This window comes from Ochrobactrum sp. S1502_03 (assembly GCF_044435015.1).
Taxonomy (GTDB): domain Bacteria; phylum Pseudomonadota; class Alphaproteobacteria; order Rhizobiales; family Rhizobiaceae; genus Brucella; species Brucella chromiisoli.
Window position 1 is genome coordinate 56,647 of record NZ_JAYEXN010000007.1, and the last position, 24,365, is coordinate 81,011.

Consider the following 24,365-nt stretch of genomic DNA (forward strand, 5'->3'; position numbering starts at 1 on the left):
CCCATATGGGAAAACCGGATGCTTTCACCAAGCTCAATTCTTCTCACACGATGTAGCATTCAATGTTACACGCGCACGAAAAAAGGCCGGGAAATTCCCGGCCTTTCGGGTATTTTAAACCAATATCAGAGAACGACGACTTTTGCGCCCATCCCGACTCGATCATAAAGATCCATGACATCTTCATTGGTCATGCGGAAGCAACCGTTTGAAGCCGGGCTACCGATGGTCCATGGCTGCGTTGTGCCGTGGATACGGATATAGGTATCCTTGTTACCCTGAAACAGGTACATCGCGCGCGAACCAAGCGGATTGCCCGGACCACCATCCATGCCATTCTTGTAACGGCCATATTGCGAAGGATTACGCTCGATCATTTCCTTGGTGGGAATCCAGCGTGGCCATTCGCGCTTGGCGTTAACAGTTGCGGTTCCCTTAAACTCAAGACCGACTTTACCCACAGCAATGCCATAGCGGCGCGCAGTGCCTGAGCTCTCGACGAGATAAAGAAAATACTTCGAAGGGTCGATAACGATCGTACCCGGCTCATAACCGGAGAATGATACGGTCTGCGCCTTATAACGCGGATCAACATTATAGCGATTCAGCCCTACCTTCTTGGCAGCACCAGCATTCGAAGCGCTTTTCTTTTTATTCTTTGCAGGCTTTGCTTTGGTATCGCTGGCCATTGCGACCTGCTGAACATTGCCTGCCGCAGCAGCATCAAGCTCGGCTTCAGCGCCGGCAGCACCAGCTGCAAAGCCCGGAGTGGCAAATCCAATGCAAAGGCTTGCAATGCCCGCCATTAAAATAAAACGTGAAGACATGATCTGTTCCCGAAAACCCAAGCAATGCGGAAAGTGCCTGCCGCACTATCGCGCCCAGGCTTTAGCCCTGCATACTGTAAAGAGCGTCACTACTCAATTAACAGCATCGTGAGTTCATCACGATTCAGAGCACTCTATTGCCTGCTTGCAACACTTTCGGAATGTGCACTCTAACTGCGCGTATCTTATCCAATAAAAAAAGCCGGCCCTGACGGACCGGCTTTCAAATTTTTATATTTCAAACCGCTTACTGCGAATTTGGAACCTGTGGAGCCTGTGGCTGTGTGGTTTCAGGCTGCGCAGGCGCAGGCGTTTGTGTCTCATTGGTCTGCGAAGATTCGCCGCCAAGCTGATTCAGAATGCCGCCGCCTGTATTCGTTCCGCCTGCGGGCTGAGTCTGCGTTCCCGTCGCAGGAATACGATCAAGAATATCAGTCGGACGCTCACCGTAACGAGCCATAATGCCCAGAGCGAGGGAAGTCGCAAAAAAGCCAATCGCCAGAATAGCGGTTGTGCGGGTCAGGGCATTGGCCGCGCCCCGCGCTGTCATAAAGCCCGAACCACCGCCGATGCCAAGGCCACCGCCTTCGGAACGCTGGATGAGCACAACGCCAACAAGCGCCAGAACGATCAACAGATGAATGACAATGACAATGGTCTGCATAGGTTAGGTCTTTATATCTCTGAACTAATGCAGCCACGGGAAACAACCCCGCAGCGCTGTGATACAAATAGATAGAGCGGCTCTTTACACGCTATTGCGTGATAATCCAAGCCCTACATCCTCAATAGATTGTGTTGCACGCCTTACAAATTACGATAGGCTTCGCATATGGCTAGGAAGTCCGAAGCTTTCAAGCTCGCACCACCGACAAGCGCGCCATCCACATCAGCGACGCCCAGCAATTCCGGCGCATTGCCCGGCTTGACCGAACCACCATAAAGCAAACGCAAATGTGCGCCATTCGCACCAAAACGTTCAATGAGCTTTTCGCGCATAAATGCGTGTGCTGTGCGGACATCCTGCACGGTTGGCGTGAGTCCTGTACCAATCGCCCATACTGGCTCATAAGCAATGATCGTGTTTTCAGCATGAACACCATCGGGGAGTGAAACTGCCAACTGGCTGCCAATCACTTCAAGGGTTTGATCTGCTTTACGCTGATCTGCCGTTTCACCGACACAGACGATAGCGACGAGTCCCGCACTCCATGCGGCTTCTGCTTTGCTGCGAACCAGTTCATTCGCTTCACGGTGATCAGTCCGACGCTCGGAGTGACCAAGGATAACATGACTTGCGCCCGCTTCTTTCAACATCAGCGCCGAAACATCCCCTGTATGCGCGCCGGAGGTTTTCTGATGGCAATCCTGTCCGCCCAGTGCAACCGTTTCGCCTTCCAACGTGTCAGCAGCGCGCGACAACAATGTCGCAGGAACACAAATGACAGCATCAAGCTTACGGCCAAGATCTGAACTCAAACCGGCCGCAATTGCGCGGAGTTCTGTCAGAGATTCTCCCGTACCGTTCATTTTCCAATTGCCAGCAACCAGCGGGCGGATTCCCGGAGTCATGTCATTCTCCTCGCCTTTAATGACGTTGAACTGCTCAATAGCCTTACAGCAGCGCAAATTTTTGCCACTGACTAAGCGTATTCGTCGTTCATTGCAATGTTCTTAGTGCTCAAAACCTAATCAGAACTTGCATCTGGGGCTGGCTTGAGGTTATCCCCTGTGACGGCTTTTTATCTTTCGCCAGGCTTTATTTTGTTCTTAAAGGGTTTCCAATGCTCGACAGTATGCGTGATGCCGCCAGATCATGGGTTGCTAAGCTTCTTCTCGGTTTGCTCGTTTTAAGCTTTGCAGTCTGGGGTATTGCAGATGCGTTCAATGGCGAGCTTCAGGTTGATGAAGCGATCAGCGCAGGCGACTCTTCTGTAAGCACGTCCGACTATCGCTTTGCTTACGAGCAGCAACTCATGCGGCTCTCGCAACAGTTCCGTCAGCGTCTGACCCGGGAACAAGCTCAGCAGCTTGGCGTGGACCAGCAGGTTCTGGCGCAGCTTGCAGCCGGCGTCGTGCTCGACGAGCAGGCCCGTAACATGCAGCTTGGCCTCTCCAAGGACGGTATCGCACGCCTCACCGCTGAAGATCCTTCCTTTAAAGATGCAAGCGGCAATTTCAGCCGTGCGCAGTTTGATGCTGTGCTCCGCCAGTCCAATATCCGCCCGCAGGATTATCTTGATAACCGCGCAAAGGTTGCGCGCCGCCAGCAGATCGTTGAAGCATCAACAGATGGCCTGAAAATGCCAAACACCATGCTGAAGGCACTGGCGCTGTATCAGGGCGAAAGCCGCAGTGCTGATTATATTACTGTTCCGGCTGAGAAAGCTGACGCCATTCCTGCACCGTCAGACGAAGCCGTCAAAGCATATTTTGATGAGCACAAGGCTGAATATAAGGCACCGGAATACCGCAAGATCACCTATGTGAAGCTTGAACCTTCCGATATTGCTGATGCATCCGCCGTCACGCAGGATGAAATCAAAGAATATTATGAGAAGAACAAAAGCCGCTTCAGCACCAATGAGACCCGCACCATCGAACAGCTGAATTTTGCCGATGAAGCTGCGGCGAAAGCAGCGCATGAAAAAATCGCTGCCGGTACCAGCTTTGTCGATATCGGCAAGGAACAGGGAAAGAGCGAAGCTGATCTGGTTTTGGGAACTTTCGAGAAAACGGCACTTCCTGATGCGGTTATCGCAGATGCGGCTTTTGCGTTGCCGGAAGGTGGCGTAACTGATGTGGTCAAGGGCGCATTTGGTCCTGTTATTCTGCGCGTTACGAAGGTTAATCCGGCAAATGTAAAGGCGCTGTCAGACGTCGAAAAAGAAATTCGCGATACAGTTGCGACCAATATCGCAATCAGCAGCATCAACGGCATTCATGATGCTTATGAGCAGCAGCGTTCGGAAGGCGGCAGCATGGCTGACGTTGCCAAAGCACTCAATCTCAAATCTGTAACGGTTGATGCGGTTGATGCAGAAGGCAACGATCCGACCGGCAAAAACGTTGATCTGCCAAATTCGCAAGCCCTTATTTCGGCGGCGTTTCAGGCGGATCAGGGCTTTGATAATGATGCGCTGACATTGGGAAACACGGGTTACCTCTGGTATCAGGTCGATGGCATCACCCCTGCCCGTGATCGCACCCTTGATGAAGTCAAAGACAAGGTTATCGCTGAATGGAAAGGCGAAGAAGCTGTAAAGCGCCTTAACGACCGCATGGCAGAGCTGAAGAAGCGCCTTGATGGTGGAGAAACTCTCGATGCGATTGCAGCAGAGCTTGGGCTTGAAAAGCAGACCAAGCGCGGCATTACCCGCAATACGAACGATGCGGATTTTGGTTCGGCTGCAACCGCTCAGGTTTTCCGTGGGCCACTTAACCACACGGGCACCGCTGGCGCGGTTTCAAACGACGGACAAATCCTTTTCAAGGTTACCGAAGTCACCGAACCAACCGCAGCAGGCCCGGAAGCAATTCCTGCGCAACAACAGCAATATCTGGCAAACGCACTGACCGACGATGTTCTTGAGCAACTGGTTGGTGAATTGCAGAAGCAATACCCAGTGAAGATCAATCAAGCAGCGATCAACCGCGCGCTGGCATTCTGATCTTCTGGCACTCTGATAGGCAACGGACATAAATCATGGCTGACTTAAAACCCTATATCGCCAAGGCTGCCTTAGGCACCCCACTGTCGTTTGAGGATTCCAAGGCAGCTTTTGACATCATGATGTCCGGTCAGGCGACACCGTCGCAGATTGGTGGTTTCCTGATGGCGTTGCGTGTGCGTGGCGAAACCGTACCTGAAATTGCAGGTGCTGTTTCATCCATGCGCTCACGTATGCTGCCGGTAAGCGCTTCTGCTGACGCGGTTGACATCGTTGGCACCGGCGGTGACCAGTCTGGTTCTTATAATGTCTCCAGCTGCTCCGCTTTTGTTGTAGCGGGCGCAGGTGTTCCGGTTGCAAAACATGGCAACCGCGCCCTCTCATCCCGCTCTGGTGCAGCCGATGCTTTGGCTGCTTTGGGCGTGAATATCGAAGCTGATGCCAATACCATTGCGCGCAGCATTGATGAAGCTGGTCTCGGCTTCATGTTTGCACCGATGCATCATTCAGCAATGCGTCATGTCGGACCGTCACGTGTCGAACTCGGCACGAGAACAATTTTCAATCTGCTTGGACCACTTTCAAACCCGGCAAGCGTTAAGCGGCAACTGGTTGGCGTCTTTTCCGCTGAATGGGTCGAACCGCTGGCAGAAGTGCTTAAAGAGCTTGGCTCTGAAACGGCATGGGTTGTCTATGGCGATAGCCTTGATGAAATGACCACGGCTGGCACAACAAAGATCGCGGCACTCGAAAACGGAAACATTCGCACTTTTGAGATCACTCCTGAAGAAGTCGGCCTGCGTCGCGTGGACATGTCCGAGCTTAAAGGGGGCGATGCCGAAGTGAATGCCAAAGCCTTGCTTGACGTACTTGAGGGCGCGAAAAATGCTTATCGTGACATCGTGCTGTTGAATTCTGCCGCAGCACTGGTGATTGCAGGCAAAGCAAACGACCTCATGGAAGGCATCACCCTCGCCGCGCAATCAATCGACAGCGGTTCAGCGCTTGAAGTGCTGCAAAAAGTTATCGCTGTGTCTCATGACAAGCCGCTTTGACGGAGAAGAAAAAACATGTCCACTGACATTCTGCGGAAAATCGAAGCCTATAAGCGCGAAGAAATCGCTGCTGCCAAGGCTCGCCTTCCGCTCCAAGAAGTAACGGCACAGGCCAAAGATCAGCCCGCAACGCGCGGCTTTCTAAGAGCACTGGAATCCAAGCGCGCTGCAGACCAATTCGCACTCATTGCCGAAATCAAGAAGGCAAGCCCGTCAAAAGGCCTTATCCGCCCGGATTTTGACCCACCGGCATTGGCAAAAGCCTATGAAGATGGTGGTGCTGCCTGCCTTTCTGTTCTCACAGATACGCCCTCTTTTCAGGGCGCGCCTGAATTTCTGATTGCAGCGCGCAATGCATGCTCGCTGCCCGCCCTGCGCAAAGATTTCCTCTTCGATACCTATCAGGTCTATGAGGCGCGCAGCTGGGGCGCAGATTGCATTCTTATCATTATGGCAAGCGTCGATGATGACCTTGCAAAAGCGCTGGAAGAAACTGCTTTTGATCTCGGCATGGATGCACTGATTGAAGTGCATGACGAGGAAGAAATGGAACGTGCGCTGAAACTTTCATCGCGCCTCGTTGGCGTAAACAATCGCAATCTGCGCACATTTGAAGTCGATCTCGCAGTCTCCGAACGCCTCGCAAAGATGGTGCCTTCGGACCGCCTTCTGGTGGGCGAAAGCGGCATCTTCACCCATGACGACTGCCTGCGTCTCGAAAAATCGAATATCGGCACATTCCTCATCGGCGAAAGCCTGATGCGTAAAGAAGATGTGGCATCAGCCACCCGTGAACTTCTGACCGGTAGGGTGTGAACCATGTCTGCCAAGCTCACCCATATCGACCAGACAGGCGCCGCCCATATGGTCGATGTCGGCGACAAGGCTGAAACTGAACGCGTGGCCACCGCCGAAGGTGCGGTGAGAATGAAGCCGGAAACTCTGGCGCTTATTCTGGAAGGCAATGCCGCAAAAGGCGACGTTATCGGCACTGCCCGTCTTGCAGGCATTATGGCCGCGAAGAAGACCGCTGATCTCATTCCACTTTGCCACCCATTGATGCTGACAAAGGTGTCAGTAGACATTGAACCGGATCTGTCACTTCCCGGCCTTCGCATCTCTGCGACTGCGAAACTAAAAGGCCGAACCGGCGTTGAGATGGAAGCGCTGACTGCCGTATCAGTCACTTGCCTGACCATCTATGATATGGCGAAGGCCGTTGATCGCCACATGGAAATTACCAACATTCGCGTTTCGGCAAAGAGCGGTGGCAAGTCAGGTGACTGGAAAGCCTGATTTTTCTGACGAGAGGAAAACGCATGTCCCTGCTTCCAATCGATGAGGCCCTTGCACGTATTCTCAATAATGCAGAGCCGCATGGCACAGAGACGCTCTCTCTTTCTGAAGCAGGCGGACGTGTTGTTGCAGAACCTGTTCAAGCCAAGCTGAAACAGCCGCCCTTCGATTGCTCGGCCATGGATGGCTATGCATTGATGGCCCCACAAAACATCAACTATCCTCTTGAATTCAGTATCATCGGCGAATCAGCCGCCGGAAAACGCTTCGAAGGCCAACTGAAACAAGGCGAAGCGGTCCGCATCTTCACCGGCGCGCCGATGCCAGTAGGCGCTGATAGTATCGTTATTCAGGAAGACACGGAACGATCCGGCGACAAGCTCACAATCCGTCAGGGATTGGACAAAGGCCGTCACATCCGTCATGCGGGCCTCGATTTTGCCCCTGGTGACACTATTCTGCCAAGTGGGCGGGAACTTGATGCCCCGGCCCTTTCGCTTGCCGCTGCCAGCGGCAATGCCATGATTTCTGTTTTCAAGCAGCCGCGCATTGCCATTCTGGCAACAGGGGATGAACTCGTTCCTCCGGGCACGATTCCAGGTGCCGACCAGATCGTCGCCTCCAACAGCATTGGCGTTGCTGAAATCGTGCGTCGTACAGGTGGAAAACCTGAAGATATGGGCATTATCAGCGACGACCCCGCAAAGATCGAATCCGCAATCAGTCAGGTTCTCGATGATGGTGTCGACATTCTCGTGACCATCGGTGGCGCATCGGTTGGTGATCGCGATTTTGTGCACAGCGCGTTGAAAAATTGTGGTGTCGATCTCGACTTCTGGAAAATCGCCATGCGTCCCGGCAAACCACTGATGTATGGACACAAAACTGTATCCGGCAAAACCGTTCATGTCATCGGCCTGCCGGGCAACCCGGTTTCAAGCCTCGTTTGCAGCTTGGTATTTCTGCGTCCGCTGATCGCGAAATTATCAGGGCGTCATTTGACCGCGGATTTCCGCCCGGCACGTCTTGGCAAGCCAATGAATGCGAACGATCATCGTCGTGATTATGTCCGCGCAACGGTTGAACGGGCGGCGGATGGCACACTCACCGCGACGCCGTATCCACTTCAGGATTCCTCAATGCTGTCAGCGCTGGTGGCTTCCGATGCCCTTTTGATCAGAGAAGAAAATGCACCCGCGGCCGCAGCGGGTGATGCTTGCACGATAATGATGCTATAGTAAAATCCAATAGGGTCGGCCCATATTAATAATTTTAAAACCATTGCGGAACAAGACTGGAACATATAGTGTTTGTTCTGGTTATGTTTTTATTTGATTCTGGTCCGGAGGGTATGCGCATGTTGACCCGTAAACAGCACGAGCTCCTGCTGTTCATTCATGAACGTATGAAAGAAACAGGCATTCCCCCCTCTTTCGATGAGATGAAAGAGGCGCTCGATCTGGCATCCAAATCGGGCATTCATCGGCTGATTACCGCCCTTGAAGAACGTGGCTTCATCCGCAGGCTGCCAAACCGTGCCCGCGCGCTTGAAGTGTTGCGCCTGCCCGATTCGATAGCCCCCGGTCTGAACGCGCAGAAGAAATTCGCGCCCAGCGTTATTGAGGGTAGCCTCGGCAAAACCCCCTCTGCGCCTTCAGCAGCGCGCACCGCCCCGGTTTCAGCCAATAGTGATGCATCGGCAATGGTCTCCATTCCCATGATGGGTCGCATCGCAGCCGGTGTACCAATTTCGGCCATTCAAAATCAGACACATTCCATCAGCCTTCCACCCGAAATGCTTGGTGCGGGTGAGCATTACGCGCTCGAGGTCAAAGGCGATTCGATGATTGAAGCCGGTATTTTTGATGGTGATACGGTCATCATCAAGCGTGGCGATACCGCCAGCCCGGGCGAAATCATCGTGGCTCTCGTCGATGATGAAGAAGCGACACTGAAGCGGTTCCGCCGTAAGGGCGCATCGATTGCGCTGGAAGCCGCCAACCCAGCTTATGAAACACGCATTTTCGGACCTGATCGGGTCCGCGTACAGGGCAAGCTGATCGGTCTGATACGACGGTACTAAAAATCGTTCGAGAAAGGAGAGGCCGACAGCCTCTTTTCTATCGATTATTGCTGGCAAAATGCGTAAAAACAAACAGATAGAGCATTTCCCATAATTCAATCAAAACGGGAAATGCTCTGCATAGACGGAAGGCATAAGTCTTGTCGGATCAAAACAAGGATCGATAGGAGCATGCTTTTAATAGAGTCCTTTAGAGCGTTTCTTCTGTTTCCACCCCGATAGTAAATACTTTCGCTCTCTTCTTATATTCGCGCTCAGGCTGACCGCGTGCGGCGCGCGAATAGAGACGATGAAGCTGCCAGGGGCGCGTTGGCGCACCGACTGAAAAATTTAAATAATCGGCATAGGCTGCATCCTTGCGCTGCTCCGCAACGCTAAAGCGATAAATCTGATGATTGTCGCGGACCGCTGGATCAGGAGAAACCGCCTGATGGCGCTGCATTTCCTCTCCCAGCCTTATTTCGAGCGTTCCTTTCAAGGCCAGTTCCTGTCGGCCAATCACCAGCGTAGACGAACGCGTGCAGCTTAAGTCTTTGCCTGCAATCGCCAGAACCACAACGTCCCCGACATTACAGGCAATCTCGTGCATCTCTTCCTGAGCGGTATAGGCAAATATGCGCCCGTCCCGAAGTGACAGGGTGCAAAGCCCATCCTCACAGATAAAGCCATCCTCGCGCGCGCCAGCACTTCGTTTCATCGCACTCTGCGGTGGGATAAAATCATCAATCAGATAGGCCGTCTGCCAGTTCTGCGCCGTAAATTGCGGAGGTCTGCTGCGGTTGACTGCGAAACTTCCATCGCGCAATCGTACCGTCACGAATTTCGCGTTCTCGCTAATGCAGCAATCAGCCCCGCAGTCGCCGAAAACGACATCTGAAAGCTCGGCCCCAGAATTTCATGCGGAGAAATGGCAATCATCGCCACGGCCGCAATAGCCAGATTTCGCATACTGATCGCCGCACGATCAGCCAACAGCGCACAAAGCATGACGACAATCATCAAGTAGCTGCGCTGTGCCGCAACATCTGCGCCCGACATAGCGAGATAAAAAGTGCAACTCAAAAGCGAGAGAAATGCAGCATATTTCTTGACAGCATAACGTGCGCTGAATGCGGGAAAAAGCGCGAGTAATGCACGAAGAGACATCATGACCACACCGGCTGCCAGCACCATATGCAGGCCAGAAATTGACAGAATATGCGCAAGCCCCGCCTTGCGCAGATCATTGTTGGTTTCATCACTGATCCCTGCCCGCTCGCCTGCGATCAGTGCGGCAGCAACACTGCCATCTTCCCCTGAAAGCACCTCCACAATCCTCTCGGAAACATGGACACGCAATCTGGCAATTTCAGTTGCAATCGTCGCCTTAAGCCCCTTCGGCTCCAAAACATCTGCAATTTTTGGAGTTCCAAGAAAAAAGCCATTCGCTCCAATGCCGGCAAAATAAGCATGGAATGCAAAATCATAATTGCCCGGTCTCACTGGCCCAGAAGGCACGCGCAGACGCGCAAAGCCAGTTAATCCGCTGCCAATTGTCGTGCGTGCCGGAATATCGCGCGCTGTAATGCGGATGCGTTGCGGTGCATAGCGAAGCTTCGGTCTTTGGGTTTCGATCAAATCAAGCGTCACACGCCAACTGCCGTTATCCTTATATTCGAGCGCTGCCACCCTTCCTGTAATGCGCGTCGCGACCTCCGAGCCTAACAATTGCGTGGCTCGCCACTCTGTTTCAAATTTTCCCGCAATCACTCCCAACTGAAGCGCAAGGGCCAGCGTTAGCAACCGCGATGACAGAAAATGCCTGCGTGATAAAACTCGAACACCACCAAGAGCGGTTAGAATTGCCAGAATGGGCAACCAATGAGGTTCAAATGAGAGTGTGAAATAGACAATCGCCCCGATGCCCATGAAGACCGGAAACAGCAGGAAAAACATGCCCCTGCCGATTTCCCTTAGCATTGCAGCACTTAAGTTGAGCCACGCAAGCGAAGTCAGCGCCGACAGTCGCTGTGATGGGGTTCGATGCTGTTGTGGTAAGATGGGAGATAAATCTTCGCTTGCTTTATAAGGTATCCAAGGTTCGGGCAATAAGGCGCGTTCAAGCCCCGCGGACATGTCTTTGACAAATACCCGTTCGCTTATTTCCTGTGTGTCCCTTATGCTCGTCATGCCCCCGCCTGACTGCAAAAGTGTTCCCCGATCGCGCGAAGCCCTTGCGCACTGTGCTGCCTATGCTACATGAACCCCAGTCAAAATCGATAGGGTTCTCACTTAAGAATCCTTGACGCCTGTAGATTATGAACAAACGGGCGCTACATATTCAAAATTCTGCCTCGTCCAGCACATCTGCTGTACCCTGACGCGGCCTTTATAGTGGAGCTGTCATGTCGAAACCGGTCGTAACCCGTTTTGCCCCCTCGCCCACGGGTTTCCTTCATATTGGCGGAGCCCGGACCGCCCTGTTCAATTGGCTTTATGCCAAGCACAGCGGCGGCAAAATGCTGTTGCGCATCGAGGATACCGACCGCGAACGCTCCACGGATGCAGCAACGGCTGCAATTCTCGACGGTCTGACATGGCTTGGCCTTGACTGGGATGGTGACGTCATTTCGCAGTTCGAACGCGCACCGCGTCATCGCGAAGTGGCTGAAGAACTGGTTGCCAAAGGCAAAGCCTACTATTGCTATGCAACGCCGCAAGAGCTGGAAGACATGCGCGAGAAGGCCCGGGCCGAAGGCCGTCCGCCGCGTTATGATGGCCGCTGGCGCGACCGTGATCCATCCGAAGCACCGGCAGGTGTAAAGCCAGTCATCCGAATCAAGGCACCTCGCGAAGGCGAAACACTGGTACGCGATGCCGTACAGGGCGATGTGCGTTTCCCGAACAAGGATCTTGATGATTTCATCATTCTGCGTTCGGACGGCAATCCAACCTATATGCATGCCGTTGTCGTCGACGATCATGATATGGGGGTCACCGATATTATCCGTGGCGATGATCACCTGACCAATGCGGCACGCCAGACCGTGATTTATGATGCGATGGGCTGGGACGTTCCGCAAATGTCACACATCCCGCTGATCCACGGCGCAGACGGTGCAAAACTATCCAAGCGTCACGGCGCACTGGGCGTTGATGCCTATCGCGCCATGGGTTATCTGCCGGAAGCGCTGCGCAACTATCTAGTTCGCCTTGGCTGGAGCCATGGCGACGATGAAATCATGTCAACCGAACAGATGATCGAATGGTTCGACGTGAAAGACATCAATAAAGGCGCGGCACGTTTTGACTTTCAGAAACTGGAAGCCATCAATGGCGTTTATATGCGTAACAGTGATGATAAAGCACTGTTTGATGCTCTCATCGCTGTGCTGCCGGAAATTGAGGGCGGCGAAGAGCTTGCAAAAGCCCTTGATGACAAGGGACGTGCGCAACTTCTCACCGCAATGCCGGGCCTTAAGGATCGCGCAAAAACGCTTGTCGAGCTGGCCGACGGCGCGAAATTCATTTTCGCACAGCGTCCGCTGAAATTCGATGAAAAAGCAGCCTCCCTGCTCAATGATGAAGGCCGTGCAGTTCTCAAAGCTGTGCTCCCGCATCTTGAAGCAGCCACAGACTGGACCGTTGAATCGCTGGATGCAGCCGTTCGCGCGCATGCGGAGGCCGTTGGCCTGAAACTTGGTAAGGTGGCACAACCTCTGCGCGCCGCACTGACAGGCCGAGCAACATCTCCGGGTGTATTCGACGTTCTGTTCGTTCTGGGCCGAGACGAGTCGCTTGCACGTATAAAAGATCAAATCGTTTGAAATCCCAGCTTTCACGCTGACGTGACAAAACGGGCTTAATTAGTACAAATTACGCATTGCATCGCAAAATCATTGGGATAGTTTGGCGAGCGAAATCGTTAGGGTAATGCGTTGAAAAACCGGGTTCCCGCGAAAGCGGGAAACATCCAGAGATTACGAGAGACAAGTTATAACGACGATTAAAATTCAGCCGCCATACGGGCGGCAAAGTGGACACGAAAGGAAACACGATGTCAGATAAGACAGCAAGCTTTACCCTCGACGGCAAAACATTCGATCTGCCTGTACGACAAGGCACTGTCGGGCCAGAGGTCGTCGACATCGGGCCACTTTACAAGAACGCCAACGCTTTCACTTATGATCCAGGTTTCACATCGACGGCTTCGTGTGAATCCAAAATCACTTATATTGATGGCGATAAAGGTGTTCTTCTTTATCGTGGTTATCCGATTGATCAGCTTGCTGAACATGGTGACTTTCTCGAAACCTGCTACCTGCTGCTTTACGGTGAACTGCCAACAGCAACCCAGAAAGCTGATTTCGATTACCGCGTAACACGTCACACGATGATCCATGAGCAGATGACGAAGTTCTTTACGGGCTTCCGTCGTGATGCGCACCCGATGGCAGTGATTGTGGGCTGCGTTGGTGCAATGTCGGCTTTCTACCATGACTCGACCGATATCACCGATCCACATCAGCGCATGGTTGCTTCAATCCGCCTGATCGCCAAGGTGCCAACGCTTGCCGCAATGGCCTATAAGTATCACATTGGCCAGCCGTTCATGTATCCAAAGAACGACCTCGATTTTGCGTCGAACTTCCTGCACATGTGCTTTGGCGTTCCATGTGAAGAATATAAGGTCAATCCGGTTCTGGCGCGCGCTATGGACCGTATTTTCATCCTGCACGCTGATCACGAGCAGAACGCATCGACCTCGACCGTTCGTCTTGCTGGATCGTCGGGTGCCAATCCGTTTGCGTGTATCGCCGCAGGCGTTGCCTGTCTCTGGGGCCCGGCACATGGTGGCGCCAATGAAGCAGCCCTCAACATGCTGGCTGAAATTGGCACGGTAGACCGCATTCCAGAATTCATCGCACGCGCCAAGGACAAGAACGATCCGTTCCGTCTGATGGGCTTTGGCCATCGCGTTTACAAAAACTACGATCCACGCGCGAAGATCATGCAGAAGACCTGCCATGAGGTTCTGGGCGAACTCGGCATCAAGGACGATCCGCTTCTCGACGTTGCTCTGGAACTCGAAAAGATCGCTCTGACCGATGAATATTTTATCGAAAAGAAGCTCTATCCAAACATCGACTTCTATTCCGGCATCACCTTGAAGGCTCTCGGTTTCCCAACCGAAATGTTCACGGTTCTGTTCGCACTCGCCCGCACCGTCGGCTGGGTCGCGCAGTGGAAGGAAATGATCGAAGATCCACAGCAGAAGATCGGCCGTCCGCGCCAGCTCTACACAGGATCTGCGGAACGCGATTACGTACCAGTCGCAAAGCGCAAGTAATCGTCGTTCGATATGCAAAAACCCCGGCAAATCGCCGGGGTTTTTATTTGTCTTGTTTTTCCAGCGTTCAGCGTTTTCTACCGTTCTCTGCAAGATCAAGCAAAACCTGTGCGCCAATCTCGCCCGATGGGCGTTCTGTCGCCATGATCGAGGTAACTTTATCAAAGCCGTCAAGCTGCGCCTGCCGCGAAGCTGTCTTCTGCATCAATTGCTCAATATAGCGCGCAAGATTACCGGGCCTCACCGACTCATTGAAGAATTCCGGCACAACTGGCTGGTCTGCAATAATATTGGGAAGAGCCGCACTCCAGATCGTAATACGGGAGATCAGAAACTGCCGCGCGAACCAGTCAGCTTTATAGGAAAGAACTGTCGGAATATGCGACAGCGCCAGCTCCAGCGAAACAGTACCCGACGCGGCCAATGCCGCATCCGCACGCGAAAAAGCATCCCATTTGGCCTCATCACCAGTCACAATGAGAGGCTTAACGGCCCAGTCCTTTGACATCTCACGCACCGTTTCTTCAATGCGCGGCAAGGTTGGCAGAATAACTTCGAGTTTTTCAACACGTTTCGAAAGTTCCGCAACCGCCTTGCCGAATGGCTCCATAAGCATCTGAAGCTCGCCACGGCGGGAACCGGGAAGCAAAAGCAGGCAACGTGACCCGTCGGGCCAACGTGTCATCTCGGCTTTACGTTGCGCCGCCTGCACTTTCAGAATCGGCGCATAACTGCTCAAACGATGCCCTACATAGGTCGATTGCGGTCCGTTGAGCCGCTTCATCACCTCGACCTCAAACGGCAAGACTGTCAAAACATGATCGACATAGGCCCGCATGGCTTTGGCTCGCTGCGGCCGCCATGCCCAGACACTTGGGGCAATATATTTGACGATAGCAATAGACGGGTCAGCCGCACGTATTTTCTTTGCAACGCGATGGGTAAAATCGGGACTGTCAATCAGCAAAACGCAATCCGGCTTTTCAGCAACGATCCGCTTCGCCGTCTGCCCAATACGCAGAATAAGGCCGGGCAAGTTTTTGAGAATTGCACCAAGCCCCATGAGTGCAATTTCATGAGGATCAAAAAAACTCTTCAAGCCGCGCTCGGTCAGATGCGTGCCGCCGACACCAACAATATCCACAAGTCTGTCGGTCTGGCCACGAAGAGCATCTATCAGATCGGCGCCAAGAAGATCGCCGGATTCTTCTCCGGCCACGATTGCTATTTTCAATGGCCGGCTGGTTTTACTCACCCTTATATGTCCTTTGTGCTTCGACTGATCGTCTCGATAAAAAGGCCTTTTTCATTTGCCGCAGCCAGGGTTTCACCAAGGCCGAGAATGAAGGTGCGCCCCGCTTCAATCGCGATTCCGGAAAGGCCAGCCCGCGCTGCATTTTCCACCGTGGACACACCGATCGCTGGCAAATCAGCGCGCTCATCCTGCCGTGGCTTGGCCATTTTGACAAGCACGCCGCCGCGTTTTGAAATTCTGCCCTCCTGACGCAGCGCAAAAACGCGCTCAATCATCAAGTCGGTGCCTTCAGCCCCCTCAAGCGCAACAACACGCCCCCCAGCCGCAATAGCGCCCTGCCCGACATCAAGTTCACCCAGGCGAAGCGCTGCGTCCATTGCAAGCGCGATATTCCGGCGCTCACGCGAATCTGCTCCCAAACGGGTCAAACAACGCGCAGGTTCGGGGGACAACAAGTCTGGCACAACTTCGTGCGCTCCAACCATTTTAAAGCCGTAGCGCTCCAGCAAGCGCATAAAGGCGCGCAACAGCGCATCATCGCCCTGACTGAGCGCAACCAAAACATACCGCGCAGCCCGGATTGTCGGTAAATTAAGCTTCAAATCGCTCAGATGCGGTCGATTGCGAAGGCCACCGGCCAGAACCACTTGCGAAACGCCAGCAGACCGCATGGCGCGCATCAGCATGCCAAAATCAACAGCCGAAATTTCCTGATGATCATAATCATAAAGTGAAGCATCAGCTTCACCGCGCAACGGAAGCACAAAAGGCGGATTTCCATCCGCCTTCAGAGCCTCGGCAACTTTAATCGGCAAAAGACCATTGCCAGCAATAATGGCCGTGCGCGGGCGCATTATCGCGCTTTTCCCGCTATCAATCACCGTCACCATCATCCATCGCTCCGCCTATGGATGAACCAAGCGGCGGCGTACAATAGGCGCGTTTATTTTCAACAAGAATGAAGGAAATCAGGTCCTTCACACCATCGGAGTCAGGAATTGCCTTGAGAACGTCCTGCGCGCGTTCACGCACAGGCTTGGAGCGATCAAACAGCATATGCACCGCGTGGCGCAGATTATGGATATCCTTGCGCTGCATACCGGAACGCTTCATTCCGATGATATTCAGACCACCAAGATACGCATGGTTGCCGATCGCACTGCCGTAAGGGATGAGATCATGTGCAAGTGCGGCCATCCCGCCAACAAAGGCATGATGTCCAACGCGCGTGAACTGGTGAACAGCCGAACCACCGCCAAGAATCGCATAGTCACCGATCTCGACATGACCGCCGATCATGACGTTATTGGCGAATGTAACGTGATTGCCAACATCGCAATCATGCGCCACATGCGCATAGGCGAGAAACTGGCAATTGTCGCCAACACTTGTGAAGCCGCGACTGCTGTCTGAACCGCGGTGCATGGTGACACCTTCGCGGATAAGGCAATTCGTACCCACTGTCAGTCGGGTCGGTCCGCCTTTATGCTTTCCATTCTGCGGATCGCAACCCAGAACAGCATGCGGATATACCTTTGCGCCAGCGCCGAGCGTTACCGCGTCGCTGACCACAACATGGCTCATCAGTTCCGAGCCATCACCGATGATAGCACCAGACAGCACATGGCAAAAAGGGCCGACAGATACGCCCTGCCCAAGTTCCACACCCGCCTCAACGAGAGCAGTAGGGTGGATAAAAGTTTCCTTCATTGAGGTACTCACGCCTTCTCTTCGGCTACGCCAACCATCGCGGCGACTTCAGCTTCGGCCACCTTTACGCCATCGACCTCTGCTACGCACTCAAATTTAGAGATATTTCCGCGCTGTTTGATCTTTTTCACGTGAAGGTGAAGCTGATCGCCAGGAACAACAGGGCGACGGAACTTGGCTTTGTCGATTGTCATGAAATAGACGAGGCTCGGCTTATCAGCACCATTATGAAGAACTGTGATTGCGCCAGCTGTCTGTGCCATGGCTTCAATGATCAGAACGCCCGGCATAATCGGCTTGTCTGGAAAATGGCCGGTAAAATGCGGCTCATTCATCGAAACATTCTTGATGCCAGTCGCAGACTGATCGCCATCAATATTAATGATACGGTCAATGAGCAAAAACGGATAACGATGCGGAAGCGCACGCAAAATATCCTGAATGTCTGCGGTTTCCAGCTTCAGATTAGCATCACTCATCAGAGGATTGCTCCTTTCTTGGTTTCCCGATGCTTCGGATATTCGCAATATCTCGGAACCATTGCTTGATTGGTCGAGCAGGGACGCCCCCCCAACGCTCACCATCGGGTATGTCATTCATAACGCCGCTTCCCGCAGCAATCTGCACACGCGAACCGATAACGACATGATCGGCAAGGCCGACACTGCCACCGATCATGGTCTGATCACCGATAACAACACTGCCGGAAATGCCACAAAGTGCAGCCACAACGCAAAACCGGCCAAAGCGCACATTATGTGCAATCTGCACAAGATTATCGATCTTGGTGCCTTCACCGATAATCGTGTCGTTCAATGCTCCACGGTCTATCGTGGTATTTGCACCGATTTCCACATCATCCTGAAGAATAACGCGGCCAAGCTGAGGTACCTTTTCAAGCCCGCGCGGACCCGGCACATAGCCAAACCCATCCTGCCCGATGCGAACACCCGGATGCAAAGACACACGATTGCCGACCATCGCAAACTGAATGGCAACACCCGGCGCAATATAGCTATCGCGCCCGATCTGACAGCCCTCACCCACAACAGCCGTGGCTGCAATCAGCGTGCCGGAACCGATGCTGACATTTCTGCCAATCATCGCGCCGGCTTCAATCGTTGCACCCTCTTCAATCTTCGCAGATGGATGAATGAATGCAGAAGGTGAAATGCCGGTCTCGCCCAGCCAGCTTTCAGGCCGCACGGCAACAGGAAACAGCATCCGTCCAACGGACGAAAAATCACGGTGTGGATTGCGGGTAACAAGTGCGGCAATGCCGGGAGGAACGCTGTCTGCGACATCTTCGGAGCATAAAACGCCTGCGGCTTTCATACCGGCAAGCGCTAACGCATTTCTCTTGCCATCAACAAAAACAAGCGCATCGTCACTTGCGTCGCTTAAAGACGCCAAACGCGCAACAGCACGCGGCGCAAGCTTCGGGTTACGAAGGCTTGCACCGGTGAAATCTGCAATATCGCCGATCGTGAGTTCACGGGAAGGCTTGAAAAAAATGGGATCTGCCATCAAAGCACTTTCTTGCCCGGGGCATGTCTGCCCCGGGAAAAGGCAAATCTATTAGAACTTGGTCGAAACACCGAAGTTGAAATTCTGAACCTTATCGGTATCAGCCTTAGCAACTGGGAATGCGTAGTCAAAGCGCAACGGACCAAACGGCGAAGCCCACATCAAGCTGACACCGACCGAAGCGCGGAGCTTCTTGTCATCGCCGAGAACAGGTTGACCACCAAGCGAGGAACTGTTTCCGTAAAGTGTCGCTGCATCAGCAAACAATGCACCGCGAATACCAAGGCTTTCCGGAACAACAGGCATCGGGAACTGAACTTCAGCCGTAGCATTTGCGTAGGTGGTTCCACCAAGCCAGTAGCGGTTGCCGTTTCCAGCGTCCTGATAAGGACCGATACCGTTAAACTTGAAACCGCGGATCATATCCGAATTGTTCTTGAACATATCGAAGATACGAACGCCATCATTGCCGAACTCGTGGATGTAACCACCGCCAACACCCAGCATACCGACAATGTCAGCTTCCTGTGCGAGTGTCTGATAGTAGTTAGCCTTGAACGTGGTCTTGATGTATTTCGCGTCGCCGCCCAGACCTGCAAACTCCTGATTGAAGCGCGCATAAATACCATCATGCGGATTCTTCATATCATCAATGGAGTTATAGGTCAGCGAGTAGCTGATCGAAGAACGAAGCCATGGGCTATGCTGGCCAGCTTCGATGAGCGCTGGGGCATAATAGTTCGGGTCTGGGTTGCCCTGGGCGTCAAGAACGTCAAGCTTATACTTTTCCTGAACGAGATTGTAAGCAAGACCAGCCGAGAAGTTATCCGTAATCGGAAGACCGAAACGAATCGTGCCACCCGTCTGCTCAACGTCGTAACGACCACCGCTGCTCACGCGATATGAGCGGCGGAATACGTCAAACCCGGCCGACATGCGATAGCCAAGGAAATATGGCTCGGTGAACGACAAGGCGTAGTTACGCATCTTGTCCTGACCGGCACCGGCACTGATACGGACGAACTGGCCACGTCCGAGGAAGTTACGCTCGGTAATCGCAGCTTCAACCTGCGCGCCCGGCGAATCACCACCCGTCGTATAACCACCGCCGATCGAGAATTCACCGGTCGACTTTTCGACAACATCGACAATCAGGATCACCTGATCAGGCTCTGCACCCGGCGCGGTCGACACATTAACTGTCTGGAAGAAATCGAGCGCTTCAAGACGACGCTTCGCGCGCTGAACCATAACCTGATTGAAGGCATCGCCTTCATTCATGTCGAACTCACGACGAATAACATAATCACGGGTCTTGTCGTTGCCACGGATCTCAATGCGCTCAACATAAGCGCGCGGACCCTGATCAACACTGTAAACAAGCGAAATCGTGTTGTTTTCGAAATCACGGTCACCACGAGGCTCAACCTTGGCAAACGCATAACCGCTACCGGCGACGTTTTCGGTGATAGCCGTAACCGAATCTTCAACTTCCTTGGCGCTGTAAGGCTTACCCGTACGCGTCTTCACAAGACGATCGAGAGCCTGCGTATCAACACCTTCTACGGTGCTTTCTACGGTTACATTACCGAAATTATAACGCTGACCTTCGTCAACATTGATGGTGATCGTGTATTCGTTGGTCGCCGGATCAAGCACAGCATTCGACGACAACACACGGAAATCCGCATAGCCGCGATTGTAGTAGAAACGACGCAGCGCTTCTTCGTCAGCCTGCAAGCGACCTTCATCGTAAACGTCGTTACGGGTCAACCACGACAGCGGGTTCGAACGCTTTGTGGAGATCACATCGCGCAGACGACGCGCGCTATAGACGTTGTTACCGACAAAATTAATGTCAGCGATCTTTGTGCGACCACCTTCTGTGATCTCATAGACCACATTGACGCGGCCCTGACCAAGATCAACCGTCCGTGCATTCACGATCGCATCGCTGCGGCCGATATGTGCATAGGCACCCTTAATGGCTTCCTTGTCAGCTTCCATCACCGCAGCATCATAAGGCGAGCGCGGCTTAAGCTGGATAGCGCGAGCAAGGTCAGGATCCTTGATCTTCTTGTTGCCCTGGAACAGGACGTTATTGACGACCTTACGTTCATCAACATGGATGACAAGCGTGCTACCGGACTGATTGATGCGAACATCAGAAAACAGCCCCATGGCATAAAGACGCTTTACGGCGTCATCAATATCAGTGCTGTTGAAAGCTTTGCCTGGGCGAATATCGATATTGTCACGGATTGTCTGCGCATCAACGCGCGAATTTCCGCGCACTTCGATGCGATTGACAACAGCAGCCTGAGCAGCATTGACCGACACCAGAGAAAGCGCAGCCGAACCCGAAGCTACAAGAGCAACTGACATGGCGAGCGCTGAAGCGGCACCAAAGAATTTAGAACTTGCCGTCATGGGCTTTCCGAACCTTCGTTTCTTTCTGTCCCCGGGGCGATTTTCCCAGAAATGCACGTATAGATACAACCGTAATAACCGGTTTTTCTATACAAGCAAGCGCCACAGTTAAAATCTGTTTACTTAAGCAATTAGCGTGGCATCCATGCCACGCGATTTAATGTTTATGGTAAACAGATCACTACGCTTTTCCAGTCCTCGCTCCCAATGTTCATTTCTGATTAACACCTCTGCACAGTTTTTAATGTGCGTGGTGCTTCTTGAAAAATGGCAGGCCCCGCCAAAATAACAACGCGACCCGGTTTCTCGTCGACCAATTTGCCCAGTGATCTAGCAGGCAAACAAGTCGTTGAAAAGTACGAACCCCATGAATCCCATAACAACGAGGAATCCAACGCGGTAAAAAATCTCCTGCGCGCCGACAGACACAGGGCTGCCCTTGATCGCTTCCACGGCATAAAAAACCAGATGCCCACCGTCCAAAGGCGGCAACGGAAACAGGTTCAGAAGCCCGATACCGATGGAAAGCATGGCTGTGAGCTGAATCAACCAGTCAAATCCCTGGCTTGCGGCCTTGCCCGCCATATTAGCAATCTTAACAGGACCACCGAGTTGGCACTTATCTTCGCGTCCAACGGCAAAGCGCTGAAAAAATTCTCCGGTCCGGCTGATGATATGGCCGGTTTCCAGAATCGCCTGCCCCACTGATTCGAGTGGACCATATTCAATCCTGCGAAAATTTCCGACTTCCTGCGTGATTTCCACGCCGATTGCACCCATCTTGACTTTATTGCCAAGGGGATCGGTGCGTTCAACGAGCGCTGGCGTGGCTTGCAGATCAACCAGTTTGCCGTCGCGCTCCACTGTGAAGTCTAAAACATCACCCGAGCGACCGGAAACAATCCGCTGCACATCAGCAAACGTCGTAATCTTCTGCCCGTCGACACTCATAAAGCGATCACCCGGCTTAAAGCCAGCCTCAGCAGCCGGTGTGTTCGGCTGAACACCGGCAACAAGCGGATCGGCAATCTGTCGACCATACAGGCCAAAAAATACGCTGAAGATAACAACCGTGAGAATGATGTTGAATGCAGGACCGGCAAACACCGTTGCAGCACGCTTCCAGACCGGTTGGGTATGAAAAGCCCTGCTCTGTTCTTCTGCACTGAGAGTGGAATTATCCACACCGACAGGCGAACTGGTGGCACTCTCATCGCCCAGAAACTTCACATAGCCGCCAAGCGGGATAGCCGAAAGCTTCCAGCGCGTGCCGTGTCGGTCGTTAAAGCCGATCAGTTCTGGTCCAAAACCGATAGAAAAGGCGCTCGCACCAATGCCGCACCATCTGCCAACCAGATAATGTCCCATTTCATGCACAAAAACGACAACAGTCAGCACAAACAGAAATGGAATAATCGTCCCTACGAACAGACTTTCACCACCAATGAAAAAGGCAAGAGCCTCCTGCAAATTACCACTCCTACAAATTCATACGCTGTCAGAAACTAAAAAATATGGCTGATGGCACATCAGGCTCTGCAATAATAGCACCAAATAGGTACAAAATAGCGGCAGCAGCCACAAGTCCATCAACGCGATCAAGAACACCACCATGCCCCGGCAGAAGACGACCAGAATCTTTAGCGCCGAACTGACGCTTCACCCATGATTCTGCGAGATCGCCGATCTGCGAGACAATTGACAACAAAAGCGCCAGCAGCGGGACAATAAAACTTCCCGGAGCAGCAACAAGCGATGCGACCAGAATGCCACCCGCGACAGCGGCGGCAGCACCGCCCAAAGCGCCCGACCATGTTTTGTTGGGCGAAAAGCGCGGCGCAAGTTTCGGCCCACCGAGCGCGCGCCCATTGAAATAGGCAGCGATATCGGTCGACCATACAACTGCAAACAGGAAGCAGATAGCTGTGAACCCGAACGGCTCGTCGCCACGCAACAACGAAAGGGAAATTGCAGAAAAACCCGCATAAAAAAGACCGGCAGCAGGCCAGCCGCGCCCGGTCTTCCACTGCGTTGCCAAAAGAACAATCGAACCTGCCAACAGGAAACCAATCGTCAGCAAGGCCCCACGATCAAGAATCAAAAGCACAAAGGTTACCAGCAACCAACCCCAGCCAAAGAAACGTGAAAATAACGTCTGCTTTGTCGCGCTCAGTTCCGCCCACTCATAAAACATCGCCAGCCCAATCGCGATGGAGAACAGAGTGAACCCCAGCCCGCCTATCCAGGTCAGCCAAAGAGCTGCGGCTCCGAGAACAATGGCGGTCAGAATACGCGTTTGCAGATTTGACATTGATACCTTTCGGCTAACTTAAACTGTGAGAGCGACTATTGTGCGCCCCAACAGGTGCACGGCGCTCTATGCGGTCAGGCCACATCAAACCGCGGCACCTTTTGCTGGCGTGCATTCGATTGCGGGTGAGCACTCTTCGAGCTTGTTGGGCACCTCTACGCCACCAAAACGACGTTCACGCTGACGGAAAGCCTCATAAGCAGCATCAAGATCAGCGGCCTTGAAATCAGGCCAGTGTCCCGGCACGAACAGAAATTCGGAATAGGCAGCCTGCCAGAGCAGAAAATTAGAAAGCCGCATTTCGCCGCTCGTACGGATAATCAGATCCGGATCAGGAATTCCGGCAGTATCAAGATTAGCCGAGATCAGCTCCGGCGAAATAGAAGACGGATCAAGGCGCCCTGCCGCCACATCGGCTGCAAGGCTCTTCACCGCACGCGCGATTTCGTCACGCGACCCATAATTGAACGCGATAATCAGATTAAGGCCGGTATTTTTGCGCGTCAGCGATTCAGCTTCCGTGAGCAAGGCGCAAATATCAGACGCCAACCCGTCCCGCTCGCCAATGATGCGCACACGAACATTGTTGCGATGCAGTTCGGCAAGGTCACGCCGGATGAAAAGCTTGAGCAACCCCATAAGATCGCCGACTTCACCGCTTGGGCGCGACCAGTTTTCAGATGAAAATGCAAAAAGGGTGAGATAGCCAAGCTTGCGATCACCAGCATAGCGCACCGTCTCGCGCAATGCTTCAACGCCGGCCCTGTGGCCAGCGCTTCGCGGAAGCCCTCGCGCCTTCGCCCAACGTCCATTACCGTCCATGATAATAGCTATATGGCGCGGATCGGACATATCGCTGCTCTCCCTCACT

20 protein-coding genes and 1 pseudogene are annotated in these 24,365 nt (G+C 53.0%); 8 read left to right on the forward strand and 13 right to left on the reverse strand.

Annotated elements, in window-relative coordinates:
* Positions 1-125: 125 nt before the first annotated feature.
* From VBH83_RS07475 to tpiA, 3 genes are all read right to left on the reverse strand, one after another.
* The gene (locus tag VBH83_RS07475) at positions 126-827 is read right to left on the reverse strand and encodes a L,D-transpeptidase (protein ID WP_265984628.1); all 702 of its coding nucleotides are present in this window, start codon (positions 825-827) and stop codon (positions 126-128) included.
* 247 nt (positions 828-1,074) lie between these two features.
* Positions 1,075-1,491 (reverse strand): preprotein translocase subunit SecG, encoded by a 417-nt coding sequence (gene secG, locus VBH83_RS07480; RefSeq protein ID WP_265984627.1) that lies wholly within the window; start codon positions 1,489-1,491, stop codon positions 1,075-1,077.
* A gap of 143 nt (positions 1,492-1,634) precedes the next feature.
* Positions 1,635-2,399: a triose-phosphate isomerase gene (gene tpiA / locus VBH83_RS07485; protein WP_265984626.1), complete on the reverse strand. Its 765-nt coding sequence runs from the start codon at positions 2,397-2,399 to the stop codon at positions 1,635-1,637.
* A 212-nt stretch (positions 2,400-2,611) separates the two neighbouring features.
* On the opposite strand from tpiA, the gene VBH83_RS07490 reads away from it, so the two are divergent.
* The 6 genes from VBH83_RS07490 to lexA all read left to right on the forward strand — a co-directional run bounded on the left by VBH83_RS07490 (position 2,612) and on the right by lexA (position 8,932).
* Positions 2,612-4,498: a peptidyl-prolyl cis-trans isomerase gene (locus tag VBH83_RS07490; protein ID WP_265984625.1), complete on the forward strand. Its 1,887-nt coding sequence runs from the start codon at positions 2,612-2,614 to the stop codon at positions 4,496-4,498.
* 35 nt (positions 4,499-4,533) lie between these two features.
* On the forward strand, positions 4,534-5,553 hold the full coding sequence (gene trpD / locus VBH83_RS07495; protein ID WP_396997016.1) for an anthranilate phosphoribosyltransferase: 1,020 nt from the start codon (positions 4,534-4,536) through the stop codon (positions 5,551-5,553).
* A 15-nt stretch (positions 5,554-5,568) separates the two neighbouring features.
* Entirely contained in the window at positions 5,569-6,369 is an 801-nt protein-coding gene (gene trpC, locus VBH83_RS07500; protein WP_265984623.1) for an indole-3-glycerol phosphate synthase TrpC, read from the forward strand.
* Positions 6,370-6,372: 3 nt separating this feature from the next.
* The gene (gene moaC / locus VBH83_RS07505) at positions 6,373-6,849 is read left to right on the forward strand and encodes a cyclic pyranopterin monophosphate synthase MoaC (RefSeq protein ID WP_265984622.1); all 477 of its coding nucleotides are present in this window, start codon (positions 6,373-6,375) and stop codon (positions 6,847-6,849) included.
* Between the two features lie 23 nt (positions 6,850-6,872).
* A complete protein-coding gene (gene glp / locus VBH83_RS07510; protein ID WP_265984621.1) occupies positions 6,873-8,087 on the forward strand; it encodes a gephyrin-like molybdotransferase Glp in 1,215 nt (404 codons plus the stop codon).
* A gap of 119 nt (positions 8,088-8,206) precedes the next feature.
* Positions 8,207-8,932 (forward strand): transcriptional repressor LexA, encoded by a 726-nt coding sequence (gene lexA, locus VBH83_RS07515; RefSeq protein WP_265984620.1) that lies wholly within the window; start codon positions 8,207-8,209, stop codon positions 8,930-8,932.
* A gap of 439 nt (positions 8,933-9,371) precedes the next feature.
* On the opposite strand, the pseudogene VBH83_RS07520 reads toward lexA, so the two are convergent.
* A pseudogene (locus tag VBH83_RS07520) lies at positions 9,372-11,101 on the reverse strand (ComEC/Rec2 family competence protein); the annotation flags it as partial.
* A 215-nt stretch (positions 11,102-11,316) separates the two neighbouring features.
* Here VBH83_RS07520 and gltX point away from each other — a divergent pair.
* On the forward strand, positions 11,317-12,738 hold the full coding sequence (gene gltX, locus VBH83_RS07525; protein ID WP_265984577.1) for a glutamate--tRNA ligase: 1,422 nt from the start codon (positions 11,317-11,319) through the stop codon (positions 12,736-12,738).
* A 230-nt stretch (positions 12,739-12,968) separates the two neighbouring features.
* A complete protein-coding gene (gene gltA / locus VBH83_RS07530) occupies positions 12,969-14,261 on the forward strand; it encodes a citrate synthase (RefSeq protein ID WP_265984576.1) in 1,293 nt (430 codons plus the stop codon).
* A gap of 67 nt (positions 14,262-14,328) precedes the next feature.
* Here gltA and lpxB read toward each other — a convergent pair whose 3' ends face one another.
* From lpxB to VBH83_RS07575, 9 genes are all read right to left on the reverse strand, one after another.
* Complete coding sequence (gene lpxB / locus VBH83_RS07535) at positions 14,329-15,516, reverse strand: lipid-A-disaccharide synthase (RefSeq protein WP_396997021.1); 1,188 nt, start codon at positions 15,514-15,516, stop codon at positions 14,329-14,331.
* A gap of 2 nt (positions 15,517-15,518) precedes the next feature.
* Positions 15,519-16,409, reverse strand: coding sequence for an LpxI family protein (locus VBH83_RS07540; RefSeq protein ID WP_265984574.1), 891 nt, complete (start codon positions 16,407-16,409; stop codon positions 15,519-15,521).
* The gene (gene lpxA, locus VBH83_RS07545; protein ID WP_265984573.1) at positions 16,390-17,226 is read right to left on the reverse strand and encodes an acyl-ACP--UDP-N-acetylglucosamine O-acyltransferase; all 837 of its coding nucleotides are present in this window, start codon (positions 17,224-17,226) and stop codon (positions 16,390-16,392) included. Before lpxA ends, VBH83_RS07540 begins: the two co-directional genes overlap by 20 nt.
* A gap of 8 nt (positions 17,227-17,234) precedes the next feature.
* The gene (fabZ, locus tag VBH83_RS07550; RefSeq protein ID WP_265984571.1) at positions 17,235-17,705 is read right to left on the reverse strand and encodes a 3-hydroxyacyl-ACP dehydratase FabZ; all 471 of its coding nucleotides are present in this window, start codon (positions 17,703-17,705) and stop codon (positions 17,235-17,237) included.
* Positions 17,698-18,753, reverse strand: coding sequence for a UDP-3-O-(3-hydroxymyristoyl)glucosamine N-acyltransferase (gene lpxD, locus VBH83_RS07555; RefSeq protein ID WP_265984570.1), 1,056 nt, complete (start codon positions 18,751-18,753; stop codon positions 17,698-17,700). Before lpxD ends, fabZ begins: the two co-directional genes overlap by 8 nt.
* A gap of 51 nt (positions 18,754-18,804) precedes the next feature.
* On the reverse strand, positions 18,805-21,183 hold the full coding sequence (bamA, locus tag VBH83_RS07560) for an outer membrane protein assembly factor BamA (protein ID WP_265984569.1): 2,379 nt from the start codon (positions 21,181-21,183) through the stop codon (positions 18,805-18,807).
* A 330-nt stretch (positions 21,184-21,513) separates the two neighbouring features.
* Entirely contained in the window at positions 21,514-22,653 is a 1,140-nt protein-coding gene (gene rseP / locus VBH83_RS07565; protein WP_396997025.1) for an RIP metalloprotease RseP, read from the reverse strand.
* 28 nt (positions 22,654-22,681) lie between these two features.
* Complete coding sequence (locus tag VBH83_RS07570) at positions 22,682-23,494, reverse strand: phosphatidate cytidylyltransferase (protein ID WP_265984567.1); 813 nt, start codon at positions 23,492-23,494, stop codon at positions 22,682-22,684.
* An 84-nt stretch (positions 23,495-23,578) separates the two neighbouring features.
* Positions 23,579-24,364: an isoprenyl transferase gene (locus VBH83_RS07575; RefSeq protein ID WP_265984566.1), complete on the reverse strand. Its 786-nt coding sequence runs from the start codon at positions 24,362-24,364 to the stop codon at positions 23,579-23,581.
* Position 24,365 lies beyond the last annotated feature (1 nt).